Origin of the sequence: Curtobacterium sp. Leaf154, from assembly GCF_001424595.1 — a bacterium.
GTDB classification, from domain to species: Bacteria; Actinomycetota; Actinomycetes; order Actinomycetales; family Microbacteriaceae; genus Curtobacterium; species Curtobacterium poinsettiae.
Genome location: NZ_LMOS01000004.1, coordinates 613,901 through 635,585, shown reverse-complemented (window position 1 = coordinate 635,585; position 21,685 = coordinate 613,901). Strand labels below are relative to the sequence as shown.

20 protein-coding genes, 1 tRNA gene and 1 pseudogene are annotated in these 21,685 nt (G+C 71.7%); 6 read left to right on the top strand and 16 right to left on the bottom strand.

Features of this window, described 5'->3' with window-relative positions:
* The 6 genes and pseudogenes from ASF75_RS09500 (at window position 1) to ASF75_RS09475 (ending at window position 6,382) form a co-directional block, all read left to right on the top strand.
* On the top strand, window positions 1-555 hold the full coding sequence (locus ASF75_RS09500) for a GNAT family N-acetyltransferase (RefSeq protein WP_052481769.1): 555 nt from the start codon (window positions 1-3) through the stop codon (window positions 553-555).
* 91 nt (window positions 556-646) lie between these two features.
* Window positions 647-1,726: a bifunctional diaminohydroxyphosphoribosylaminopyrimidine deaminase/5-amino-6-(5-phosphoribosylamino)uracil reductase RibD gene (gene ribD / locus ASF75_RS09495; RefSeq protein WP_235517607.1), complete on the top strand. Its 1,080-nt coding sequence runs from the start codon at window positions 647-649 to the stop codon at window positions 1,724-1,726.
* Between the two features lie 29 nt (window positions 1,727-1,755).
* Window positions 1,756-2,385 (top strand): annotated as a pseudogene (gene ribA, locus ASF75_RS09490) (GTP cyclohydrolase II); the annotation flags it as partial.
* A 219-nt stretch (window positions 2,386-2,604) separates the two neighbouring features.
* On the top strand, window positions 2,605-3,984 hold the full coding sequence (locus ASF75_RS09485) for an MFS transporter (RefSeq protein ID WP_056070778.1): 1,380 nt from the start codon (window positions 2,605-2,607) through the stop codon (window positions 3,982-3,984).
* A gap of 321 nt (window positions 3,985-4,305) precedes the next feature.
* Window positions 4,306-4,521, top strand: coding sequence for a helix-turn-helix domain-containing protein (locus ASF75_RS09480; protein WP_017888718.1), 216 nt, complete (start codon window positions 4,306-4,308; stop codon window positions 4,519-4,521).
* Between the two features lie 7 nt (window positions 4,522-4,528).
* Window positions 4,529-6,382, top strand: coding sequence for an ABC transporter ATP-binding protein (locus tag ASF75_RS09475; protein ID WP_017888717.1), 1,854 nt, complete (start codon window positions 4,529-4,531; stop codon window positions 6,380-6,382).
* Between the two features lie 52 nt (window positions 6,383-6,434).
* Here ASF75_RS09475 and ASF75_RS09470 read toward each other — a convergent pair whose 3' ends face one another.
* From ASF75_RS09470 to ASF75_RS09395, 16 genes are all read right to left on the bottom strand, one after another.
* Window positions 6,435-7,799 (bottom strand): NAD-dependent succinate-semialdehyde dehydrogenase, encoded by a 1,365-nt coding sequence (locus ASF75_RS09470; protein ID WP_056071068.1) that lies wholly within the window; start codon window positions 7,797-7,799, stop codon window positions 6,435-6,437.
* 56 nt (window positions 7,800-7,855) lie between these two features.
* Window positions 7,856-8,476 (bottom strand): isochorismatase family protein, encoded by a 621-nt coding sequence (locus tag ASF75_RS09465; protein ID WP_056070775.1) that lies wholly within the window; start codon window positions 8,474-8,476, stop codon window positions 7,856-7,858.
* A gap of 23 nt (window positions 8,477-8,499) precedes the next feature.
* Entirely contained in the window at window positions 8,500-10,011 is a 1,512-nt protein-coding gene (gene dacB, locus ASF75_RS09460; protein WP_056070772.1) for a D-alanyl-D-alanine carboxypeptidase/D-alanyl-D-alanine-endopeptidase, read from the bottom strand.
* Window positions 10,012-10,084: 73 nt separating this feature from the next.
* Window positions 10,085-11,080 (bottom strand): Gfo/Idh/MocA family protein, encoded by a 996-nt coding sequence (locus ASF75_RS09455; RefSeq protein ID WP_056070769.1) that lies wholly within the window; start codon window positions 11,078-11,080, stop codon window positions 10,085-10,087.
* A 150-nt stretch (window positions 11,081-11,230) separates the two neighbouring features.
* On the bottom strand, window positions 11,231-11,671 hold the full coding sequence (locus tag ASF75_RS09450) for a BLUF domain-containing protein (protein ID WP_071251891.1): 441 nt from the start codon (window positions 11,669-11,671) through the stop codon (window positions 11,231-11,233).
* A 188-nt stretch (window positions 11,672-11,859) separates the two neighbouring features.
* Window positions 11,860-12,657 carry a glycoside hydrolase family 16 protein gene (locus ASF75_RS09445; protein ID WP_017888711.1) on the bottom strand — a complete coding sequence of 266 codons (798 nt, stop codon included), beginning with the start codon at window positions 12,655-12,657 and terminating at the stop codon, window positions 11,860-11,862.
* Window positions 12,658-12,838: 181 nt separating this feature from the next.
* Window positions 12,839-12,911: transfer RNA gene (locus ASF75_RS09440), tRNA-Thr, on the bottom strand.
* Window positions 12,912-12,955: 44 nt separating this feature from the next.
* Window positions 12,956-13,591: a TetR/AcrR family transcriptional regulator gene (locus tag ASF75_RS09435; protein WP_017888710.1), complete on the bottom strand. Its 636-nt coding sequence runs from the start codon at window positions 13,589-13,591 to the stop codon at window positions 12,956-12,958.
* A 24-nt stretch (window positions 13,592-13,615) separates the two neighbouring features.
* Entirely contained in the window at window positions 13,616-14,758 is a 1,143-nt protein-coding gene (locus ASF75_RS09430; RefSeq protein WP_017888709.1) for a DNA polymerase III subunit delta', read from the bottom strand.
* 25 nt (window positions 14,759-14,783) lie between these two features.
* The gene (tmk, locus tag ASF75_RS09425) at window positions 14,784-15,419 is read right to left on the bottom strand and encodes a dTMP kinase (protein WP_056070764.1); all 636 of its coding nucleotides are present in this window, start codon (window positions 15,417-15,419) and stop codon (window positions 14,784-14,786) included.
* Complete coding sequence (gene topA, locus ASF75_RS09420; RefSeq protein ID WP_056070761.1) at window positions 15,416-18,232, bottom strand: type I DNA topoisomerase; 2,817 nt, start codon at window positions 18,230-18,232, stop codon at window positions 15,416-15,418. Before topA ends, tmk begins: the two co-directional genes overlap by 4 nt.
* Window positions 18,208-18,687 (bottom strand): Rv3654c family TadE-like protein, encoded by a 480-nt coding sequence (locus ASF75_RS09415; RefSeq protein WP_056070758.1) that lies wholly within the window; start codon window positions 18,685-18,687, stop codon window positions 18,208-18,210. Before ASF75_RS09415 ends, topA begins: the two co-directional genes overlap by 25 nt.
* A 1-nt stretch (window position 18,688) precedes the next feature.
* A complete protein-coding gene (locus ASF75_RS09410) occupies window positions 18,689-18,994 on the bottom strand; it encodes a TadE family type IV pilus minor pilin (protein ID WP_052481773.1) in 306 nt (101 codons plus the stop codon).
* A gap of 10 nt (window positions 18,995-19,004) precedes the next feature.
* Window positions 19,005-19,244 (bottom strand): DUF4244 domain-containing protein, encoded by a 240-nt coding sequence (locus ASF75_RS09405; RefSeq protein WP_071251849.1) that lies wholly within the window; start codon window positions 19,242-19,244, stop codon window positions 19,005-19,007.
* An 84-nt stretch (window positions 19,245-19,328) separates the two neighbouring features.
* Entirely contained in the window at window positions 19,329-20,162 is an 834-nt protein-coding gene (locus ASF75_RS09400) for a type II secretion system F family protein (protein WP_082509584.1), read from the bottom strand.
* Window positions 20,159-21,088 carry a CpaF family protein gene (locus tag ASF75_RS09395; RefSeq protein WP_056070752.1) on the bottom strand — a complete coding sequence of 310 codons (930 nt, stop codon included), beginning with the start codon at window positions 21,086-21,088 and terminating at the stop codon, window positions 20,159-20,161. The genes ASF75_RS09400 and ASF75_RS09395 overlap by 4 nt, the downstream gene beginning before the upstream one ends.
* Between the last annotated feature and the right edge of the window lie 597 nt (window positions 21,089-21,685).

The following is a 21,685-nucleotide window of genomic DNA, read 5'->3' as shown; positions in this document are numbered from 1 at the left end:
GTGCAGCCCGTCACGCTCGAGTCGGCGCGCGTCCGGCTCGACCTGCCCACCCGCGCCGACACCGCGGCGATCACCGAAGCCTGCCAGGACCCGGAGATCGTCCGGTGGACCACGGTCCCGAACCCGTACCGCGAACAGGACGCCCGCACCTTCGTCGACGCGCTCGTCGGCCCGGGCTGGGCCTCGGACCGTGAGTACACCTGGGCGATCAGGCCCGCCGGCTCGACGTGGCTCGCGGGCATCATCAGCTACCGCACCGCCGGCCGCGACCTCGGGTTCTGGCTCGCGCCGTCCGCGCGCGGCGCCGGGATCATGCACGACGCCGTCCGGCTCGTCGTCGACTGGGCGCTCGAGCAGGGCGCCCCGGACGTCTACTGGGAGTGCTACGAGGGCAACACGGCGTCGGCGGCTGTCGCCCGTGCGGCCGGGTTCTCGTACACGGGCCGCGGCGAAGCCCGTGTGCCGGACCGGGACGGGGGCCCCACGGCGGCGTGGACGGCGCTCCGACGCGCCGACGGCGCACCTGCCTCCGACCTCCCGTGGCCCGTCGTCTGAACACGCTCACAACCATGGTGACGCGTCACCCGAATGCCGCCGGTAGGCTCGGCCCGTGAGCGACACGGCACGACCCACCGAGGTCCGAGCGATGCGCCGCGGGCTCGAACTCGCGGCCCTCGGACCCGCTGTCGGCGACCACGCACGCGTCGGCGCGGTGATCCTGTCCCCCACCGGCGAGGTCCTCGCCGAGGGCTGGCACAAGGGTGCCGGGACCCCGCACGCCGAGGTCGACGCGATGGCCAAGGTCGACCCGGCGCTGCTCCGCGGCGCGACAGCGGTCGTCACCCTCGAGCCCTGCAACCACGTCGGTCGCACCGGCCCCTGTGCCGTGGCACTGCTCGACGCCGGAGTCGCCCGGGTCGTGTACGCGATCGACGACCCCGGAGCCGACGTGCACGGCGGCGCCGACCGACTGCGCGCAGCGGGGGTCCAGGTCGTCTCCGGGGTCCTGGCCGACCAGGCCGAAGCGTTCCTCGAACGGTGGCTCCTGTCGGTGCGGCTCGGTCGCCCGTGGGTCACCGTGAAGTGGGCGTCCAGCCTCGACGGGCGTGCCGCCGCTGCCGACGGGACGAGCAAGTGGATCACCGGCGCCGCCGCCCGCCAGCACGTCCACGAGCAGCGTGCCGCCCACGACGCGATCCTCGTCGGCACCGGCACCGTCCTGGCGGACGACCCGAGTCTGACCGCCCGCGGCGACGCCGGCGAGCTGCTCGCCGACCAGCCGCTCGCCGTGGTGCTCGGCGACCGCCCGGTGCCCGACGACGCCGCGGTCCGCCGGCACCCGCGCGGACTCATCGCCCTGCCCGGACACGACCTGGCCACGTCGCTCGGAGCCCTGCGTGGGCACGGCGTGCACTCGGTGTTCGTCGAAGGGGGTCCGACGATCGCCTCGGCGCTGATCGCCGCCGGACTCGTGGACGAGTACCTCGTGTACATCGCCCCGGTCCTGCTCGGCGGTCCCCGAGTGGCCCTCGGCGACCTGGGCGTGGGAAGCATCTCCGACCGTCGCCGGTTGGACGTACTATCGACCACCAGCCTCGGCCCCGACCTGCTGGTCCGAGCCCGGCCGCAGCGGACACAGCACCACGACCACCAGCTGCAGCGGCAGCACGACGCGACATCCGGGCTCGGGAACGACGGGCCCACGAACGACCGGAGCACCACATGACCGACGCGCTGACCTCGCCCACGCCGGGGAGCCCAGTCCACTTCGAGGTGTCCACGAACGTGCCGACCACCCACGGCACCTTCCAGATGCGCGCCTACCGCGACCTCGTCACGAGCGCGGAGCACGTCGCCATCATCGGCGCCCTGCCCGACGGCTCGCTGCCCGCCGACGGCGCGCTCGTCCGCGTGCACTCCGAGTGCCTGACCGGCGAGGCCTTCGGCTCGCTGAAGTGCGAGTGCGGCCCCCAGCTCGACGCGGCGCTCGACACCATCGCGGCCGAGGGCGGCGTGGTGATCTACCTGCGCGGGCACGAGGGCCGCGGCATCGGTCTCATCAACAAGCTCAAGGCCTACCGCCTGCAGGAAGACGGTCTCGACACGCTCGACGCCAACCTCGCGCTCGGGCTGCCTGCGGACTCCCGTGCCTACGGTGGTGCCGCGGGCATCCTCGCCGACCTCGGCATCACCCGCGTCCGGCTGCTGTCGAACAACCCCGAGAAGCGCCGCCAGCTCGAGGAGCACGGCATCACCGTCGACTCCCTCGTGCCGCTCGTCGTCGGCATCTCGGCGCAGAACGCCGGGTACCTCGACACCAAGCGCGACCGGATGGGCCACCAGCTGCCCGAGCACCTCGAAGCCGGGGCCGGCGCCGGCGCCTGAGCGCGCACGGGCAACGGACGGCCGCGACCAGCTGACTCTGGGCTGATTCGCAGCCAGACGACATCTGTCGTATGATCGGGCTTCCGTCACAAGCGGTCCCCCTCAGCCGAACGCACCCGATCGGTGCCCGCGCCACCCCGCGCGAACCGATCGGTGTCCGCCGTCCGGACCCTCGTGCTCTCCCCCGGGAGCACGCAGCACGGAAGACCCCGCCCTGTCATGACCGCCGCTCCGGCACCCGCAACGCCCACCTCCGCTCCGGCCCCCGCCGGCAACCCGCGCTCCCGCGTCGTCATCGCCAGCCTCGTCGGCACGTCGATCGAGTTCTACGACTTCTACGTCTACGCGACCGCCGCGGTGCTCGTCTTCCCCACGCTGTTCTTCCCCAACGAGGACCCGACGGCCTCGCAGCTGTCGTCGTTCGTCACCTTCGCCCTGGCGTTCTTCGCCCGACCGGTCGGGTCGATCATCTTCGGGCACTTCGGTGACCGGATCGGCCGCAAGACCACCCTCGTCGCGTCGCTGCTCGTGATGGGCACGGCCACGTTCCTGATCGGCTGCCTGCCGACGTTCGACACCATCGGGGTGTGGGCTCCGGTCCTGCTCGCCGTGATGCGCTTCACCCAGGGCGTCGGCCTCGGCGGCGAGTGGTCCGGTGCGGCGCTGCTCGCGACCGAGAACGCGCCGAAGGGCAAGCGCGGCGTGTTCGGCTCGATGCCGCAGCTCGGTGCCCCCATCGGCTTCCTGCTCGCGAACGGCCTGTTCATCGCCATCAACGCGGCGATGCCCGCCAGTGCCGACGGCACCCCGAACGCCGACTTCCAGGCGTGGGGCTGGCGCATCCCGTTCCTGCTGTCCGCGGTGCTCGTCATCATCGGTCTGTACGTGCGGTTCAAGCTCGTCGAGTCGCCGGTGTTCCGCGGGGTGCAGGAGTCCGGCACGGTCGCGAAGGTCCCGCTCGGCCGGGTGTTCCGCACCTCGTGGAAGGCCGTCATCGTCGGCACCTTCGGCATGGTCGCCACCTACGTGCTCTTCTACTTCCTGACGACGTTCACCCTGCAGTACGGCACCACCGGCACCGTGAACAGCGCGCTCGTGCCGAAGGTCGGTCTCGGGTACTCCCGCGGTGAGTTCCTGACGCTGCTGATGATCGGCGTCGTGTTCTTCGGGATCTTCACGCCGATCGCGGGCCTGCTCGCCGACCGGTTCGGCCGCCGCAAGACCCTCATCCCGACCACGATCGGCATCGCGCTGTTCGGCCTGACGTTCCAGTTCTGGTTCGCGGCGTCGAGCGGGCCGATCACGGTGGTGACGTTCCTCATCGTGGGGCTCTCCCTGATGGGTCTGACCTTCGGCCCGATGGGTGCGCTGCTGCCCGAGCTGTTCCCGACGAACGTCCGGTACACCGGCTCGGCCATCGCCTACAACGTCGCGTCGATCCTCGGTGCGTCGCTCGCGCCGACGGTCGCGCTAGCGCTCTGGCGGCCGGACGGCGACATCTTCTTCGTCGGCCTGTACCTGACGATCGCCGCGGTCGTGACGCTGGTCGCGCTGCTCTTCGTGCGCGAGACGAAGTCGAAGGACATCGCCGACGCCTGATCGGCGACCACCTGACGGACGGGAGGCCCCCGCTCAGCAGCGACGCGAAGCGTTGCGCGGGGCGCGCCGACCGAGCCTGCGAGGGAGGGGTGCCAGCTGGCACCGGGCCTCCCGTCCGTCGTGTGCGTGCCTCGCGCCCCCGCCCTGCGCAACACGCCGTCGTACCGGCAAGGCGCCGCAAGCCCGCCGAGACGCCGCCGAATCCGGCGGCGTCTCGCGCGAGTGACGGCGTCGAACGAAGACGCCGGCGTCTGCGCACCGCACCCAGCACTCGTCAACCCAGATTGACGAGTGTCGGTGCGTCAATGTACGTTGACAGGCGTGGACCGACCGACCATCACGAGCCTCGCGGCCGGAGCCTCGGGGGACGACCCGTTCTCCGCCCTCGCCAGCGTGCGGGAGCTGCGTCGTGAGCTCGACCGGGCCGAGGAACTCGCCGCACGCCGTGCACGCACCGCCGGCGCATCGTGGCAGGAGATCGCGACGCTGCTCGGTGTCAGCCGACAGGCAGTGCACAAGAAGTACGGCAGAAACTAGGAGCACGATGAGCTTCCCCTTCGCACGCCCGAAGACCTCCGACGGCCCCCGCGCCACGTTCGGTCGCCTGCTGTCCTACCTGTTCGAGAACAAGCCCGCGATGGTGGTCATCATCGTGCTGAGCGTCCTCGGCGCGGGGGCGTCGCTCGCCCAGCCGCTGCTGGTCAACCAGGTGATCACGGCGGTGCAGCAGGGCAACACCCTCAGCACGCTCGTGTGGCTGCTGGTCGGGCTCGTCATGATCGCGGGCGTGCTGAACGGCGTGCAGCACTTCCTGCTGCAGCGCGCGGGTGAGGGCGTGGTGCTCTCCACCCGCCGCAAGCTCATCGCGCGCATCCTCAACCTGCCCATCTCGGAGTTCGACACCCGCCGCACCGGCGACCTGGTGTCCCGCGTCGGCAGCGACACCACGCTCCTGCGCGCCGTCCTGACCCAGGGGCTCATCGAGTCGATCGGCGGCGCGCTGACGTTCGTCGGCGCCGTCATCGCGATGGCCGTCATCGACCCGCTGTTGCTCGTGATCGTCGTGGTCATCGTCCTGGTCGCGATCGTCGTCGTCGGCGGACTGAGCCGTCGCATCCGGGTCGCGTCGAAGCGCGCGCAGGAGAAGGTCGGCGACCTCACCGCCGCGGTCGAACGCGGGATCGGCGCGGTCCGCACCATCCGTGCAGCCGGCGCGACCGAGCGCGAGGTGCACGAGGTCGACGGCCACGCGACCGAGGCGTACAAGCGGGGGCTCGACATCGCCAAGATGTCCGCCTTCGTCGTCCCCGTCGCGAGCATCGTCATGCAGGTCGCGTTCATCGCCGTCCTGGGCGTCGGCGGCGCGCAGGTCGCGGCCGGCACCATCACCATCGCGACGCTCATCACGTTCATCCTGCTGCTCTTCATGATGATCATGCCGCTCGGCCAGGCGATGGGCGCGGTCGTCGCCGTCGCCCAGGCGCTCGGCGCCCTCGGCCGCATCGAGGAGATCCTGCACCTGCCGACCGAGTCCCAGGACGACGCGTCCGTCCGGCCGGCTGCGGCGGTCGCGACCGACGACGCCATCGCGTTCGAGCACGTGTCGTTCCGGTACCGCGGCCAGGCGGACGCCTCGGGTGCCGACGGCGCGGTCGCGTCCGACGCCGCGGATCACCCAGGAGGCCCGGATCGCGTCGACGACGAGCGACCGGTCGACGACGTGGTGCTCCACGACGTGTCGTTCCGCGTGCCGCGCGGGTCGCGCGTCGCACTCGTGGGTCCGTCCGGTGCCGGCAAGTCGACGACCCTGGCGCTGATCGAGCGGTTCTACGACCCCACCGACGGCGTCATCCGCCTGGGCGGCATCGACGTGCGCGGCATGGACCGCGACGAGCTCCGTGCCCAGATCGGCTACGTCGAGCAGGACGCACCCGTGCTCGCCGGCACGATCCGCGCCAACCTGCTGCTCGGGTCGCCCGACGCCACCGAGGACGACTGCGTCCGCGTGCTCGAGGCGGTCAACCTCGGCGAGGTCCTGCACCGCGACCCCCGCGGCCTCGACGCGCAGGTCGGTGAGGACGGCGTGATGCTCTCCGGCGGGGAACGGCAGCGCCTGGCCATCGCCCGTGCGCTGCTCGCCGCTCCCCCGATCCTGCTGCTCGACGAGTCGACGTCGTCCCTCGACGGGGTCAACGAGCAGAAGATGCGGCTCGCGATCGACGCCGTCGCCGAGGACCGCACGCTCCTCGTCATCGCCCACCGGCTGTCGACCGTGGTCGACTCCGACGTGATCGTCGTGCTCGAGCGCGGCCGCGTCGTGGGCAGCGGCACGCACTCCGAGCTCGTGCAGTCGACCCCGCTCTACCGCGACCTGGCGAAGCACCAGCTGCTGGTGTGAGCGTCGGTGCGGCCGCGTCCACCGCGGCCGCACCGTGGGACCACACGCAGGCTCAGGCGGCGAACGGGTCCGGGGTGAGCACGTAGACGGTCTCGAGGTACTCCTCGATGCCCTCATGTGCCCCCTCACGGCCGAGGCCGGACGACTTCACGCCGCCGAACGGGAACGCCGCGTTCGACACGACGCCCGTGTTCAGGCCGAGCATGCCGGTCTCCAGACGCTCGGCGAGCCGCTGACCACGCCGGAAGTCGGTCGTGAAGGCGTAGGCGACGAGGCCGTACTCGGTGTCGTTCGCGAGCCGGATGCCCTCGTCCTCGGTGCTGAAGCGCGTGACCGACGCGACCGGTCCGAAGATCTCCGTCGTCATGATCTCCGAGCCGGGCTGCACGTCGTCGATCACCGTCGCCTCGTAGAACGTGCCCGGACGGTCGATCCGGTGTCCGCCGGTGACGAGCCGCGCACCCCGGCCGACGGCGTCGTCGACGAACGCGTCGGCGATGCCGTCCTGCACGAAGAACCGGTTCGCAGCGGTGCAGGCCTCGCCCGTGTTCCGGAACTTCGCGAGCATCGCGGCGTCCACAGCCGTGTCGAGGTCGGCGTCGTCGAACACGAGCAACGGGGCGTTGCCGCCGAGCTCCATGCTCGTCTTGAGCACGTTGTCGGCCGCCTGCCTGAGCAGTGCCGACCCGACCGGGGTCGAACCCGTGAACGTGAGCTTGCGCAGGCGCGGGTCGGCGATGATGGGTCCGGACAGTCCCTTGGCGTCGCTCGACGGGATCACGTTGAGCACACCGTCCGGCAGCCCCGCGCGGCGGAACAGCTCGACCAGGAACAGGGTCGTCAGCGGGGTCAGGTCGGCAGGCTTCGCGACCACGGTGCAACCGGCGGCCAGCGCCGGGCCGATCTTCCGGGTCGCCATCGCGAGCGGGAAGTTCCACGGCGTGATGGCGTAGACGGGGCCGACCGGACGCTTCAGCACGATCGCCCGGCCGGTGCCCTCGGGGTTCGTGCGGTAGTCGCCGGTGATGCGGACGGCCTCCTCCGAGAACCAGCGCAGGAACTCGCCGCCGTAGACGACCTCACCCCGGGCCTCGGCCAGGGGCTTGCCCATCTCGAGCGACATGAGGGCCGCCAGGTCGTCGGTGTGCTCGTGCACCAGGTCGAAGGCCCGGCGGAGGATGTCGGAACGCGTGCGCGGGGCCGTTGCCGCCCAGGACTCCTGCGCTGCGGCCGCGGCGTCGAGCGCGGCGATGCCGTCCTCGGCGCTGGCGTCGGCGACCTCGGCCAGCACGGCGCCGGTCGACGGGTCGTGCACGGCGAAGGTGGACCCGCTCGACGAGGCACGCCAGGTGCCGCCGATGAACAGGCCGGTGGGGACGCCCTGGACGCGGACGTGTTCGTCCGCGACGGTCGTCACGAGACGCGCGTCGTCCGCGGCGTCGGTGGTGGGGGTGTCGTTCGTGGTGGTTTCGGTCACAGTCGTGCTCCTCCTGGGTTCGCGAGGCCCTCGTCCATGTCGCTGCGGTCGACGTGTCCGCCGGCCGCCCGGATCTCGTCCAGCGCCCGGGCACTGCGCTCAGCGTCGACGCCGGCCACCAGGTCCTGGTACACGGCGACGTCGAGGCCCGCGGCACGGGCGTCGAGTGCCGATGCCCGGACACAGTGGTCGGTCGCCATCCCGACGACGTCGACCGTGTGCACGCGGCGTTCGGCGAGTACTGCGGCGAGCGGGACACCCGCCTCGGTCCGGGCCTGGAACGCCGAGTAGTCCGGCGTGCCCTGGCCCTTGAAGACCTCGACGTCGACCAGAGCGGTGTCGAGATCGGGATGGTGGTCAGCACCCGGCGAGCCGGCGACGCAGTGCACCGGCCAGGTGTCCACGAAGTCGGGTCCCTCGGGTCCGGCGAAGTGCCCGCCGTTGTCGTCGTCGCCGTGGTGCCAGTCACGGGACGCCACGATCAGGTCGTACTCGTCCCCGTGCCGACCGAGGAACGCGGTGATGCGCTCCGCGAGCGCCGCTCCCCCGGTGACCGCGAGCGCACCGCCCTCGGTGAAGTCGTTCTGGACGTCCACGACGAGCAGTGCTCTTGCCATGGATCCATCCAACACCCGTCGGCTCAGGAGCCGGTGAGCTTGCTCCCGCACGAGTAGGTGGCGGCCGTCACCGCGTCCAGTGCCGGCAGGGCGGCCGCGCGTGGTGAACCGATGGCGTAGAAGGCGAAGGTCAACCGGGAGCCGTCAGCAGCATCGATGTAGCCGCCGAGGGTGTTCGCGCTGTCGATCCAGCCGGTCTTCGCGTGCACCTTGCCGCGCGCGACGGCGTTCGCCCCGGTGAACCGGCTGGCGAGGGTGCCGGACTGCCCGGACACCGGCAGGGCGTTCGCGAGCGTCCCGAGGCCCTTCGCGCCCGAGGCGACCTGCACCATGAGGTGCGCGACGAACTCCGGCGACACGGCGTTCGCGGCGCTCTCGCCCGAGCCGTCCTTGATCGTGATGCCGGCCGGGTCGAGGCCGTACGAGCGGAGCGCCGACTGGTACACCGATGTCAGTGAGGCCGCCGAGCCGTTCGACCCCGACTCCTTCGACGAGATCCGGGCGAGCATCTCGGCCAGGGTGTTGTCCGAGTTCGGGATCATCTGCCCGATGAGCGTCGACACCGGCTGCGAGTTCACCGTCGCGATCGTCTCGGTACCCGTGGTCGCACGCTTGACGATCTGCGCGGAACCTGCGCCCGCGACGCCCGCGTTGGCCAGTGCTGTCCGGAACGCGGCGCCGGCACGACCGACGGGGTCCTCCGACCGGGGCGAGGTCGCCGCGGCGGGGTTCGCCCGGTCACCGTCGACCATCAGCGCGGTGACCTCCGGCTGGTACCCGATGGTGCGCTCGGACACCGGCCACGTGGGGTCCCAGGCGTCGGCGTCGCTCCAGTAGGAGTCGTCGGTGACGATGGTGGTGATCGGGGTGTCGCCGACCTTGGCCTTCACCTGCTGCGCGAGCTGCGCGAGGGTCGGGGCGCCCGGGTAGACCGTGCCACCACCGGCGGACAGGGTGGCGTCCCCGTGGCCGACCAGGGCGACGGTGTTCGCGGACTCCCGTGCGACCGTCGTCGGGATGCGGTGGTCGCCCCCGAGCACCGAGAGCGCGGTCGCCGAGGTGAGGGTCTTCATGACGCTGCCGGTCTGGGCAGCCCGCTCCCCGTTCTTCGAGAACAGGACCTTGCCCGTCTTCGCGTCCATCACGTACCCCTCGAAGTCACCGAGGCCGCTCGCCGACGCGGCGGTGGCGATCGAACAGGTCCGGAGTGCGGACGGGCCGGCCAGGTCCTTCGGCACCGCACGGGCGGCCGCGGTCGGGGTCGGGGACGGCTTCGTCGTCGGGCGCTTCGTGGTGGTCGTCGAGTCCGGCGCCGAGGACCCGCCCCGGGTCGGGCTCGGCGCGGCGGCCGACCGGGAGGCCGAGGTCGTGGCCGCCGCGACGGCGACGGCGCCACCGGAGCCGACCACGAGGAGCGCCGCGAGCCCACCCGCGATCCAGGGCACCGGGCGTCGCGCCGCGGAGGCACGCACCGCGGCGACGGCGGCGCGGAACCGCTCCGGGACGGAAGGCGGGGTGGGCTGCTGCTCGGACATCGCGACCGATCCTACGGAACTGCGGCAGGAGCCTCCAGGCCGGATCCGGGATCCGTGGCGGACGGGAGCCGCATCAGGGAGCCGAGACGGGACCGTCGGCCGGGTAGCGGACCCCGACCTGGCGACGTGCCTCGTCCAGCACGGCCATGATCGCGACCGTCTCGTCCGGGTCCATCGGGCCGCCGTCGTGGCGGCCGGACGTGATCATCGACTCGAAGGCGCGCGCCTCGTGCGCGTAGCCGGCGAGCTCCTCGCGACCGTCGAACTCCTCGACCACGATGCCGTCTCGATCGCGGATCCGCCAGGTGGTCGGCGTGTACCAGGTGGAGTCGATGTCGATGCGGCCGGACTCACCGATGACCGACGCCGTGTTCGGGCTGCGCAGGTCCATGCCGAAGTGGATCATCGACTGTGCGCCGCCCTCGTGCGTCATCACCAGGCCCATCTGCTCGTCGACGCCCTGCTCGCTCAGCGTGCCCGCCGCGACCAGCGCTGTCGGCACCCCGAGCACGTCCACCGCGAAGGACACCGGGTAGATCCCGAGGTCGAGCATCGCTCCCCCACCGAGTGCCGGGTCGCGCAGCCGGTGGTCGGGGTCCGTCGGCAGGGCCTGGTGGTGGGTCGCCTCGACGACCATCGGGCGGCCGATGCGGCCCTCGGCGACGACCTCGCGGATCATCGCCATCTGGGGCAGGAACCGCGTCCACATCGCCTCCATCACCGCGACACCCGCCTGCCTCGCGGCGTCGACGACCGTCCGGGCCTCGGCCGCGGTCATCGTGAAGGCCTTCTCGACCAGGACGTGCTTGCCCGCGCGGATCGCGAGCAGGGCGTCCTCGGCGTGCCGGACGTGCGGGGTCGCGACGTAGACCGCGTCGACCTGGTCGTCCGCGACGAGGTCCTCGTACGACCCGTGCGCCCGCTCGACGCCGAACTCGGCGGCGAAGGCCTCGGCGTGCGCGCCGGTGCGACTGCCCACAGCCGTGAACACGACGCCTGCCGCGGTGCAGTCACCCACGAAGGAGCGTGCGATGCCGCCTGTACCGATGACTCCCCAGCGAACCGTCATGGGTCCTGTCTACCAGCGCCGCGGCGGTGGCGCCTCGCGGTGCTGGGCTGCTGCGCGGGGCTGCCGGTGCTGCGCGGTGCTGGGCTGCTGCGCGGGGCTGCCGGTGCTGCGCGGTGCTGGGCTGCTGCGCGGTGCGGCCGGTGCCGTGCGTCAGCGGCGGTGTTTGCCGAGCGCGGCGTCGGGAGCGGCCAGCGGGTGGTTCCGGAACCAGCGCAGGAGCTCGCGCGCGCGGCTGGTGTCCGCACTCGCGTCGCCCTGGGCGAGGAACGTGTCGAAGCCGTCGGGCAGGTCGCCATCGACCTCGCGGTGGAACGCCATCTTCCACTCGCCGAAGCGCCGGGTGTGGATGCGCTCCTCGACCAGCAGGCCGATCTCGGTGTGCCGCGGGTCGTCGGTGATCCGCCGGTAGGTCTCGAGCACGGCCGCTTCGGGACCCTCGAGCAGCTGCATGAACCGGCCGTCCTTGTAGACGAGCAGGCCGGACAGGTCGGACGCGGTGTTGTGCTCCCGCGCGTGCTCGAGCAACGCGTCGAGCAGCTCCTGGTCGAACACCTGGTTCGCCGCGCTCATGTAGACCAGGGACAGCAGCATGACGACCTCTCGGTGACGACGGAACGGGTTCCCACTCATCGTGGACCGCCCCGACGACGACGGGCAGCCCCAGAACGGGGAACGGCCCCACCCGCGCACCCGCGTCGAGGTTCGGGTCATCGACGCGAGCACACGGGTGTCGGGTCGTACGACCGGACTGATTCGGAGCCCCCGTCCGGGGGGTTTGGTCACTCCGCGTCGTAAGTGCGGACCCAGTCGATCTGGACGTGCCCCGGGGCGCCCCAGTTGCCGATCTGGAACATGTAGCGGTGCGGGGTGGTGGGCACGTTCCGCGGCACCGTGAACACGAGCTTGCCGTCGAGGTAGTACCGGATGATCTTCCCCGGCACCCACTCCGTCGTGTAGGTGTGCCAGTCGTTCCAGGACACCCGGGTGTTGTAGTGCTCGGTGCGGCGTTCGAGTCCCTGGAGCATCGAGTGGTGGAAGACCCGCGGGGAGCCGTCGAACTGGCCCTCCGGGTAGTTCAGCTCGCCGTCCGCCCAGGCGTTGGACGTCGGCCAGAGCATCACCGCGATCCCGTTGCCGTCGCCCCCGGTCGCCCGCGCACGGATGCTGAAGGTGCCGCCGACGTGCGACCAGGCGCCGGTGGGGGTGCCGAAGGTGCCGGCGGCGCCCCGCTCACCGTCCAACGCGACGTCCAGGTAGCTGTCGTGCGCGCTGATGAGCTCGTCCGAGTAGTACTTGCCGCCGGCGCCGTCGGGGTAGGGCTGCCACGAGTTCCGGTACGTCTCGGCGAAGGGACCACCGGCCGCAGCGGGGGTGTCGAAGTCTTCCGAGAAGGTCGGCTCACGGTCGGCCAGGTACGCCGGCCCGGTCGAGGACCCCGTCGGCGTCGCGGACGATGGGGCACCCGGCGACGCGGTCGACGCAGATGTCGCCCGCGACTCGGGCACGGCCGCTGCGGTCATCGCAAGCGCTCCGGCGGTGGCGGCGACCAGGACGACGACCAGCACACGCTTCAACACGGCGTCACTGCCGTCGGTGCGATGAGCTGGCGCTCGGTCATGGTGTCCCCCGTATCGCGGACAAGGTTAGTCCGCGCGAACGCCAGGGGTCTGTCCCTCGGGTGAGGGACACGGATTTCGTCCGGAATACGAAAACCCCGGTCAGAGCCACTTCGAGCAGGCCTGACCGGGGTGTTCACGGAGCCGCCTGTCGGAATCGAACCGACGACCTATTCATTACGAGTGAATCGCTCTACCGACTGAGCTAAGGCGGCGCACACTCCATGTCCGGAGTGGCACGAGCAATGACTATACAGGTTCAGACGAGTGAACGCGAAACCAGCACGCCGAGCTCGGAGAAGGACCGTTCGAGTTCGTCGACCAGGTGGGTTCCGGCCTCGGAACCCGACCACTCCCACCACGCGTGGCGCAGGGCGGCGAGGGCGACGATGGCCGCGAGACCGGCGCGGCGACGGAGCGCATCGGCGTCCGCGGCGAGCTCGGGGTCGGCGCGCTCGAGCCGACGTGCGACGGCAGCCTGCAGTTCCGCCTGGAACTCCTTCATCGACGCCATCCGCCGGCTGAACAGCTCCGGGTTGGCGCGGAGGACCTGCTGCCGCTCCTCGATGAGTCCACGTTCCTCGATCAGTTCGCGCGTGGAGTGCACGAGCAGGGTGCCGATGTCAGCGAGCAGTTCACCGTTCGGCCCCCCGGCGACGAACGTCTGCAACGCCTGGTCGTCCGGCAGCTGCGGGTCGTCGCCGAGGATCGCCTGTTCCTTGCTCGGGAAGTAGTTGAAGAACGTCCGGGGCGAGACGTCGGCACGGCGGGAGATCTCGTCCACCGTCACCGCGCCGAGGCCGTCCTCGATGGCGATCCGGAGCGCAGCCTGCTGGATGGCGCGCCGGGTGGCGCGGCGCTTCCGTTCGCGCAGGCCGGGTTCAGCGTCGGGCATGCCGTGATTCTCGCATGCCCGGCCTCAGCGGCGGGCGCGTGCGATCGTGACGAGCAGCGCTTCGAGGGCCAGCAGTGCCGCGACGTTCGCAGCGATGCGCTGACGCGCCAGGGCCACGGCGTCCAGCACCTGGAGCGCGGCGGCGGGCGGGGTCGTCGGCAGTGCGTGCTCGAGCTGCTCACGCATGGCCAGGTTGACCGGTTCCGCCGGAGCACCGAGCCCCATCAGGAGCAGGTCGCGGTACAGGGACGAGACGTCCACCAGGATCCGGTCGAGCCCGTCGCGCAGGCTCCGGGTCGCTCGGCGTTTCTGGTCGTCCTCGAGCGCACGGAGCTGCGACCGGAGTGCCGGCGGGATCGTCCCGCCCGGCTCGACACCGAGCGAGCGCAGGGCCGCGTCGCGTTCTTCCGAGTCGCGCTGCTCGGTGATGGACTTGGCGTCTTCGTCGGCGACGGCGAGGAGCTCGGCGGCAGCCATGACGGCGTCACCGACGCTCCGCACACCGAGCACGGTGGTCAGGGTCCGGCGTCGACGATCACGGGCCGGCTCGCTCGTGGCCAGGCGCTGCGCCATGCCGATGTGGCTCTGCGCCTGACGAGCGGCGTCCATCGCGAGAGCACGGTCGACACCGGTCCGGGCCACGAGCAGGTCGGCGACGGACTCGATGCCGGGCACACGCAGGCGGACCGAACGGACGCGCGACCGGATCGTCGGCAGCAGGTCGGCTTCACTGGGCGCGCAGAGGATCCACACCGTGCGCTCCGGTGGTTCCTCGAGCGCCTTGAGCAGCAGGTTCGAGGTCCGCTCGGTCATGCGGTCGGCGTCCTCGATGATGACGACGCGGTAGCGCCCGACCGACGGCGAGTAGTACGACGAGGTGACGAGCTGCCGGATCTCGTCGATCGTGATGATCACGCGCTGGGTCGTGAGCACCGAGACGTCGGGGTGGGTCTTCGCGGTGATCTGCCGCAGGGTGTGGTCGTCGTCGGGGCCGTTGCCCACGAGCGCAGCCGCGAAGGCGGTCGCCACGTTCGACCGACCGGAGCCGGGCGGGCCGGTGATGAGCCACGAGTGGGTCATGCCGCCGGTACCGTCGGTCGACTCGGCCGCATTGCGCAGCGATGCGACCGCTTCTTCCTGCCCGGTCAGGCCGTCCCACACGCTCACGGGACCATCCTGTCAGTGACCACCGTCACGCTGCGTCGATCCCGACGAGCGGGGCGACCGCGCGACGGACTGCGTCCTGCACGGCATCGGTCGGAGCTGCGGCGTCGACCACGAGGAAGCGTGCGGGCTCCGCGTCCGCCATGGCGAGGAACGCCTGCCGGACGGACTCGTGGAACGCCGCGGCCTCGGACTCGAGGCGGTCGAAAGTGTCCCCCCGTGCCGCGGCTACCCGGGCACGCCCGAGCGTGACGTCGAGGTCGAGCAGGATCGTGAGGTCCGGTGCCAGGCCGTCGGCGGCCCATTCCGACACCGAGCGGACCTGCTCGGCGCCGAGCCCCCGCGCGACACCCTGGTAGGCGACGGACGAGTCGATGTAGCGGTCCTGCAGCACGACGTCACCGCGTGCGATCGCCGGACGGACGACGGTCTCGATGTGCTGGGCGCGATCAGCCGCGTACAGCAGCGCCTCGGCCCGGGGCGCGATGTGGCCCCGCTCGTGCAGGACCATCTGGCGGATCCGGACGCCGAGGTCGGTGCCACCGGGCTCGCGGGTGCGCACCACCGTCCGGCCGTGCGCACCGAGCCATGCCGAGAGCAGCTCCGCCTGGGTCGTCTTGCCCGCGCCGTCGCCGCCCTCGAGCGTGATGAAGCGACCGGTCACTTCTTCTTGGCCGCCGTCCGACGAGCCGGGGTCTTCTTCTTGACGGGCCCCTTGGCGCGCTTGTCCGCGATGAGCTGGACGGCGCGGGCGTGGTCGACGGCCTCGACGTCCTCGCCCTTCGGGATGGTCGCGTTCGTCTCGCCGTCGGTGACGTACGGACCGAACCGGCCGTCCTTCATCTTGATCGCCTTGCCGGACACCGGGTCGGCGTCGAACTCCTTGAGCGCGGCACTGGCGGTGCGGCCGCCGTACTTCGGCTGTGCGAACAGCTCGAGTGCGCCGGGCAGGTCGATGTCGAAGATCGCGTCCTCGCCGGGCAGGGTCCGGGTGTCGGTCCCCTTCTTCAGGTACGGACCGTACCGGCCGTTCTGCGCCGTGATGTCGTTGCCGGTCTCCGGGTCCTGACCGACGACGCGGGGCAGGTCGAGGAGCTTCAGCGCGGTCTCGAGGTCGACCGTCTGCGGGTCCATCGACTTGAAGAGCGAAGCGGTGCGTTCCTTCGGAGCCGCGGCCTTCTTCGTCGTCTTCTTCGCGGGGGCCTTCTTCGCGGGGGCCTTCTTCGCCGTCGCCGTCTCGCTCGTCGCGGTCGCAGCAGCCGCCTCGGTCGCCGGGGCCTCTGCCGGTGCAGGCGACTCGACGACCTCGCCGGTCTTCGGGTCCACGGTGGGCTCGGGCTCCGGGGTGCGCTCGGTGACGTACGGACCGAAGCGGCCGTCCTTCGCCAGGACTTCCTTGCCGGTCTCCGGGTTGATCCCGACGACGCGGTCGCCGATCACCGGAGCGTCGACGAGTTCCTTCGCCTTCGCGACGGTCAGTTCGTCGGGAGCGAGGTCCTCGGGGACGTTGACGCGCCGGGGCTTCTCGGGGTCGTCGCTCGGCACCTCGATATAGGGACCGTACCGACCGATCCGGAGCGTGAGGCCCGGAGCGAGCTCGACCGAGTTGATCTCGCGAGCGTCGATCTCACCGAGGTTGTCGATGACCGTCCGCAGGCCGCGCTGGTCGTCGTCGCCACCACCGAAGTAGAAGCCCTTGAGCCAGTCCACCCGGTCGGCGTCGCCGCGGGCGATGCGGTCGAGGTCTTCTTCCATCTCGGCGGTGAAGTCGTACTCCACGAGCTCGCCGAAGTACTCCTCGAGCAGGCGCACCACGCTGAAGGCGATCCAGTTCGGCACGAGTTGCGTGCCGCGGAGCGAGACGTAGCCGCGGTCGATGATCGTCGGGCTGATCGTGGGGTAGGTCGACGGGCGTCCGATCCCCAGCTCTTCCAGGGTCTTGATCAGGCTCGCCTCGGTGAAGCGCGGCGGCGGGGTGGTGTCGTGCCCCTTCGCCTCGACGTCGGTGACCGCGAGGTGCTCGCCGTTGGCCACGTTCGGCAGGGCGACGTCCTGGCCGGCGCGATCGCTGGACTCGTGGCGGTCCTCGTCGCGGCCTTCTTCGTACGCGCTGAGGAAGCCGCGGAAGGTGATGACGGTGCCGGAGGCGGTGAACTCGGCGTCGGTGCCGTTCGCGGTCGACGCGATGCCCTCCACCGACTCGGTGGAGGCGATGCCGAGCACGATCGACGCGGTCGAACCCTTGGCGTCGGCCATCTGCGACGCGATGGTGCGCTTCCAGATGAGGTCGTAGAGACGCCACTCGACACCGGTCAGGGTGCCCTGGAGGTCCTGCGGGGTGCGGAAGGAGTCGCCGGCTGGACGGATCGCCTCGTGCGCCTCTTGCGCGTTCTTGCTCTTGCTCGCGTACAGGCGGGGCTTGTCGGGGACGGTGGCCGAGCCGTACAGGTCGGCCGCCTGCTTGCGGGCCGCGTCGATCGCCTGCTTCGAGAGCGAGACCGAGTCGGTACGGATGTAGGTGATGTACCCGTTCTCGTACAGCGTCTGCGCGGCACGGGCGGTCTGTCGCGGCGACAGACGGAGCTTGCGCGCGGCTTCCTGCTGGAGCGTCGACGTGGTGAACGGAGCGGCCGGGCGTCGCGTGTAGGGCTTCGAGTCGACGCTGCGGACGGTGGCGTCACCGGCGCGCTCGAGGACGGTCGTCAGCGACGCGGCAGCGGCCTCGTCGAGGCGGACGACGTCGCCGCTGAGCGTGCCGCGGTCGTCGAAGTCACGGCCGGAGGCGACGCGGGTGCCGTGGATCCGGGCGAGTCGCGCGGAGAAGGAGGACTCTCCGGCCTTCTCGAACCGGGCGGACAGGTCCCAGTAGTTGGCGGACACGAACGCCAGGCGCTCGCGCTCACGGTCGACCACGAGACGGGTGGCGGCGGACTGCACACGGCCGGCGGACAGTCCGGGGGCGACCTTGCGCCACAGGACCGGCGAGACCTCGTACCCGTAGAGACGGTCGAGGATGCGGCGGGTCTCCTGTGCGTCGACGAGGGCGGTGTCGAGCTCACGGGTGGCTTCCTGCGCGCGCTGGATCGCCTCCTTCGTGATCTCGTGGAAGACCATCCGCTTGACGGGGACCTTCGGCTTCAGGACCTGCAGCAGGTGCCATGCGATGGCTTCGCCCTCGCGGTCTTCATCTGTTGCGAGGTAGAGCTCGTCGGCGTCCTTGAGGGCGCGCTTCAGCTCGGAGACGGTCTTCTTCTTGGCGTCGGACACGACGTAGTACGGCTCGAAGCCGTTGTCGACGTCCACCGAGAACTTGCCGAGGGAGCCCTTCTTGAGCTCGGGCGGCAGGTTCTTCGGCTCGACGAGGTCGCGGATGTGTCCGACAGAGGCCTGGACTTCGTATCCGTCACCGAGGTATTGCGCGATCGTCTTCGCCTTCGCAGGGCTCTCGACGATCACGAGCTTCTTCGTGCCTGGCACGTGTCTCCTTGATCGATGGTGCTGATCGGCCCTGTCCACGAGCGTGTCCGGGTCGACCGGGACATCGGTGACCGCGGGCCGACAGGCACACCATACACATAGTGTTCGGGCGGGTTGCCTGCCGGACCGGCCACCGCGAGCGCGCCGGTGACGAACGGACCGGTGCCCACGACCACGCGGACCCGGGCCGTGGTGGCGAGGAGTTCGCAGGTGTCGAGGGTGGCCCCGTTCGCCGTCGCGATCCGGGTGGCGACCGCGCACGGCTCCCCCGACACGAGCCCGGTGGCGGCCGCAGCGGTCCCGACGGCTGCGGCGTCGGCGGCACCCTGTGCGCGGAGGGCCTGCGTGCGGTGGCCGGCTGCGGCGAGCGCCGTCGACCCGACGAGGACCCCCACGCCGAGGACCGCCACGAGCAGCACGGTCGCCGAGCCCCGTTGACCGTCGGGACGCACCACGTCAGCCCCCTCGGGCCACGGCGCACCCCGTCGCGGTCAGCGGGAGCGCCGCGAAGGGACCGGTCCCGCCGCGCGTGGCGTCGACGCACACCATGTCGCCGTCGGCCCGGACGACGATCGAGGCCCCCGGGGCGATCCGTTCGGCCGCGGACCGCCCCTGGGAGTCGTCGTCGCGACCGATCGCCCGCGCTGCGGTGGCGGCGGCGAGTTGCAGCCGACCCTGCGCATCGACGACGAGCACCGCCGCGACGAGCGCGGTCAGCACGAGGGCCACCACGGGCAGCGCGACCGCGAACTCGACCGTCACCGAGCCACGCTCACAGCGAGAGCGCGCCACGGACGAGGTCGGTGAGGATGGTCTGGACCTCGCCCGAGCGCATCACCGCGACGAGCACTCCGGCGAAGGCCACGGCGGCGAGGATGACGACCGCGTACTCGGCGGTGGCCGATCCCCGGTCGTCGCGCAGTCGGGCGCGCCACCGTGCGACGAGGGAACGGTGGCGACGGTGGCGGATGGCCCGACGGATGCGGTGGTCGGGAGGTGACGTGGTGCTCATGGAGTCCGTCCTTTCTGTTCGGTGGGACCAGCCTGTCCGGGCTGCGGTGGCGACGACGGTGTCCCGACCGCATCTGTGGAGAGGTCACCCCGGTCCGCCCACCGTGGAGGAGAGGACCCCCACCACCACGGGCACGACCCCCACGAGCACGAACGCCGGCAGGACGCACACCCCGAGCGGCAGCACCAGGCGCACGGCCAGGCGTTCCGCCGCCACGAGCCCGTCGGCAGCGGCTTCGTCGCGGACGTCCTCGGCAGCGCGTCGGAGCAGCCCCGCGGCGGGGACCCCAGCGCGCCGGGCGAGGTCGAGCACCTCCCGCAGACGATCGACGTCCCCCGCGGGTGGGACGGCTGCGGCGGACGCCTCGGCGACGGCCTGCCCGGCGGTGGTCCACGATCCGCCTCCGGCCACCGCCACGGCCCAGGCGTCGAGGAGCACCCCGGGGACTTGGCCGTCGGGCGTCGCGGAACGGACCAGCCGCGCCGTCCACCGTCGTCCGGCGAGGACGAGGGCTGCGGCGGTGCCCGAGCACACCCAGCCGGCCGGCGAACCGACCAGGACCTCGACGGCGCCCGCACCCCAGGCCGCCCCGAGGCCCAACCCGAAGAGCGGCAGCGCGAGGACGACGCGGGCGCTCGTCCGCGGACCCGCCAGGGCGACCCGGATCGCCCGGTCCGAGGCGGCGGTGCGCCGGAGCGCGCCGGCGAGCCCGCGGAGGGTCTCGGCGACGGGTGCTCCCGTCCGGTCCGCGACGCGCAGGACGACGGCGACGTCCTGCTGGGCCGGTCCGCCGGCGCCGGGCAGCCCGCCGACGAGCTGCCACGCTCGCGGCGGCGGGACACCCGCCGCGACCAGCGTCGCCACCCGGTCGAGCACCCCCGCCACCCGAGCGGGGCCGTCAGCGGTGCGTCGGCTCACCGCAGCCCGTCCACCGGGCGCACCTCGAGCCTCCCGTCCGGACCGACGTGCAACGTGCCCACGCCGCCCAGCCGCCGCTGTCCGGCTCGTCGCTCCACGTGCAGGACCAGGTCGAAGGCGCTGACGGCCTGCCGGGCCAGCGCCTCGGCACCGAGGCCGGCGAGCACTCCGAGTGCTTCGAGGCGCGCGGCGACGTCGGCGATGCCGTTGGCGTGCACCGTGCCCGCTCCGCCGTCGTGCCCGGTGTTCAGGGCGGAGAGGAGTTCGCGGACCTCGGCGCCACGGCACTCCCCCACGACGATCCGGTCGGGTCGCATCCGGAGCGCTTCGCGCACGAGTCGGTCGAGACCGAGCGCGCCGACCCCCTCGGCGTTCGCCTGCCGCGCCTCGAGCGCGACGACGTGCGGGTGGGCGATCCGGAGCTCTGCGACGTCCTCCACCGTCACGATGCGCTCGTCGACGGGGACGCTCCCGAGCATCGCCGCGAGCAGGGTGGTCTTGCCGCTGCCGGTCGCACCGGTGACCAGGACGTTCCGGCGCGCGGCGACGGCGTCCTCGACGACCGACCGCGGAACGAACGCGAAGGTCCCGCCGCGTTCGAGGGCGGCGAGCGATGGCCGGTGGACCTGTGGCAGTCGGATCGACACCGCGGTGCCCCCGACCGACACCGGGGCCAGGACGACGTGGACCCGGACACCGTCACCGTGCCGGACGTCCGCGCACGGCGTGGTCTCGTCGACGTGACGACCACCGAGCGCGACGAGGCGGGTCGCGAGTTCGCGGGCACGCGTCTCGGTCAGCCGAGGCTGGACGGCTTCGAGTCCGGTGCCGCGGTCGACCCACGTCCCCACGCCGCCGAGCACCAGGACGTCCGTCACGGCGGCGTCCGCCACCAGGGCCGCGAGTTCCTCGAACTCGACGACCACGGCCGCACGGCGACGTGCCGGCGGTGCGGCGCCGGGCAGGAACGGGGCGGAAGGACGGGGCGGTGGCGAGAGCGCTGCCGACGCAGACGCAGACGCAGACGACGTCAGCGCGTGCGACGCCGACGTGGACGTGGACGAACCACGCGCAAGCGGAGAAACCGGAGGAGCACGGTGGAGTGGCATGCCGCCGACGGTAGGGAACGCTCGAGGGCGCCGATCGGCCGGTCCCCACTTCTGTGGACAACACCGAGCTGCCCCACCAACGGACCGGTTTGTCCCCCGAAACGGAAAGCCGTACCCCGGTCGATGATCGGACACCGAGGCCACCAGGATCACCCACCACCCCTGCTCCCGGCGTCCGGACTGGACGTAGCACCTGCTACGCAAGAACATGCAGAATGCATGCACGAGCATGGACCGGTCTGTCCACGCGACCGGCGTCCCTGTGCGGATCGGGGCACATGCCAGAGCCCGACGAGCGGCCGATGCTCGAGTCAGACCCCGGGAAACAGAAGAGGCGGCACCGGTTGGGGGGAACAGGTGCCGCCTTGACATCGAGGGATTGGGGGGAATCCGATTCGATGCCGCCGGAAACGA